Annotated in this window: 2 protein-coding genes; one reads left to right on the top strand and one right to left on the bottom strand. The window is 72.8% G+C overall.

Features of this window, described 5'->3' with window-relative positions; genetic code table 11:
* The coding region (locus tag D183_RS0104200; RefSeq protein ID WP_017907892.1) for a GGDEF domain-containing protein at nucleotides 1–796 on the top strand (796 nt) is incomplete at its 5' end.
* Between the two features lie 183 nt (nucleotides 797–979).
* On the opposite strand, the gene D183_RS0104195 is transcribed toward D183_RS0104200, so the two are convergent.
* Nucleotides 980–2,509: a carboxylesterase/lipase family protein gene (locus D183_RS0104195; protein WP_232757207.1), complete on the bottom strand. Its 1,530-nt coding sequence runs from the start codon at nucleotides 2,507–2,509 to the stop codon at nucleotides 980–982.
* Nucleotides 2,510–2,516 lie beyond the last annotated feature (7 nt).

Below are 2,516 nucleotides of genomic sequence, written 5' to 3'. Positions count from 1 at the left end.
CATCGGCTACCCGCCGCAGGAACTGCGCTATGCGGCGGCGGTGATGACCCTGGTGATCGTGGCCGGCTTCTTCCCGTTGGGCATGGCGTTGTGGCAGAGCGTGGCGGTGGCGCTGCTGCTGTGCGCGATCAGCGCCGTGGCCGGCCACCTGCTGTTGGACGGAGCAGCGCACGATGCCTACCTGCGCCTGCAGTGGCTGCTGTGGACCGCGGTGCCGGTCGGTGCGGCCGGCGGCTACCTGCGCGAACACTCGCGCCGCGAAGGCTTCCTGCAGCGGCGGGTGCGCGACGACGAGGCCTTGCGCGACGCGCTCACCGGCCTGGGCGACCGCCGCCGCTTCGACGAACACCTGGCGGTGGCGCTGGCCGAGCGCGGGCGCCTGCAGCGCGGGCTGGCGCTGATCCTGGTCGAACTCGACGGCTTCGCCGCACTGAACCAGCGCAGCGGCGCCGGGGCCGCCGACCGCGCGGTGCTGGAGGTGGCCGAGGCCATGCAATGTCTGCTGCGGCCGCTCGATGTGGCCATGCGCATCGGTGCCGACCGCTTCGCCCTGGTGCTGTACGACGCCAGCGGCGCGCACCTGCGCCAGGTGGCGCCGGCGCTGCGCGACATGGTCGAGGTGATGGCAATCGCGCAGGATGCGGCGGATGCACAGCCGTTGACGGTCAGCGTCGGTGCGCTGCTGGCCACGCCCGAGGACACGCCGGCCACGCTGATGCAACGGGCCGAGGCATTGCTGGATTCCGCGCGCGCCGTCCGCAACCGCGTGGTGCTGGCCGAGGACACCGGTTGGTAGCGCGGTGATCCGGCGCACCAGCCCTCGCGACCGACGCCGCCGCAGCCGCCGCCACTGTGGGAGGGACTTCAGTCCCGACGCAGCACACCCACCGACCTGGCAAGCGCGCCTCTGCTTTCGACAGGCGCGCACGGGTGTTTCGTCACGGCCACGCGCGTCGCGCGCGGCGATCGTGGCACCGCCTCAGAACGTCCCCCGCTGCACGAACGGCACCTGCGCGTAGAGCCGGCGCTCGCCGCCGCGCGGGTCGTGCGCCAGGCGGCTGTCGGTGTCGAACAGCAGGGTTTCGCGCTGGGCCAGCGAGTACGGTTCCCAGCGCGGCAGGCCGGCGTGGTTGGGATCGCCGTGGCGGGCGAAGGCCAGCAGCGCTGCGCTCATCGCATCGGCCATGCGCTGCGCGCCGGCGCCATCGCCGGTGCGCGATCCGGGCTGGCGGATGTTGTCGAACACCAGCGGGATGTCCAGGGTGTGGAAGGCGCCGAACTTGCCGCCGTCCAGTGGCGAACCCCAGTCCAGTTGGTAGACCCAGGTCGGCGCGCCCTGCCGCGCGCGCGCCTCGGCTTCCTCGACCGCGCCACGCCAGGAGCGGCCGGCGGTGGTGGCGGCGAAGAACACCTCGCTCGGCGTGTAGTGCGGATACAGCCGCCGGTACTCGGCGATCACCACCTGCGGCGACAGGTCCACGTACTGCTCCTGCGCCAGCTTGGCCGGCAGCGCGTCCCAGGTCAGCGCGAAGTTGGCCGGATCGTGGCCGAGGAAGGCGCGGGTCTCGTCATGGGTGTTGCCGATCACCATCGGGATGCGCGCCGACTGCGGCGGCGCGTCCGGCCAGAACGGATGCCGGTGCAGCACTTGCGCATCCAGCACCGGGCCCAGGTACAGCGCGGTGTCCTCCGCGCGCGATGGATCGCGGATGCGGGTGGCCTCGAGCACGCGCTGCAGTGGCAGCGAGCGCAGCGCGTCCAGTTGCGCTGGCTCCAGCTGCAGGGCTTGCAGCAGCAACTGCGCGCGCTGGCCGGCGGCACGTGGCCCGGCGGCGGTGACCTGTTGCCCGCTCATGGTCCAGGCGCGGTGGAACAGGCCCTGCGCGGCCGGCATCGCCATCAGCGTGGCGATCTTGGCGCCGCCGCCGGACTGGCCGAACACGGTGACGTTGCCGGCATCGCCGCCGAACTCGGCCGCGTGCGCGCGCACCCACTGCAGCGCCTGCACCAGGTCGAGCTGGCCGACGTTGCCGGAGGCGGCATAGGCCTCACCTCCGAACGGCGCCAGGTACAGATAGCCGAAGGCGTTGAGGCGATGATTGACGCTGACCACCACCACGTCGCCGCGCTGGCACAGGCGCACGCCGTCGTACAGCGGGTCGCTGCCGGAGCCGTTGTTGTAGGCGCCGCCGTGGATGTAGAACAGGATCGGACGCTTCGCACCGTCGCGCAGGCCCGGGGTCCAGACGTTGAGGAACAGGCAGTCCTCGCTGACCGGCTCGGACCCGCGCTGCGGCGCCGATGCGCCGTAAGTGCTGCAGTCGCGCACGCCGTGCCAGGGCCGTTCCTGCAGCGCCGGCTGGAAGCGTCGCGGCGCGGTGTCGGCGCCGTAGGGAATGCCCTTGAACACGCACACGCCCTGCTCACGCACGCCACGGATGCGGCCGCTGCGGGTGCGCGCCAGCGGCGCCGCCCGCAGCGGCACCGAGGCCGGCGCCAGACCGGGCAGCGCGCCA

It is taken from the genome of Xanthomonas sp. SHU 199, from assembly GCF_000364665.1.
Lineage (GTDB): Bacteria > Pseudomonadota > Gammaproteobacteria > Xanthomonadales > Xanthomonadaceae > Xanthomonas_A > Xanthomonas_A sontii.
Note: the sequence above shows the minus strand (reverse complement) of the source record. Positions and strands in the feature narration are given on the sequence as shown.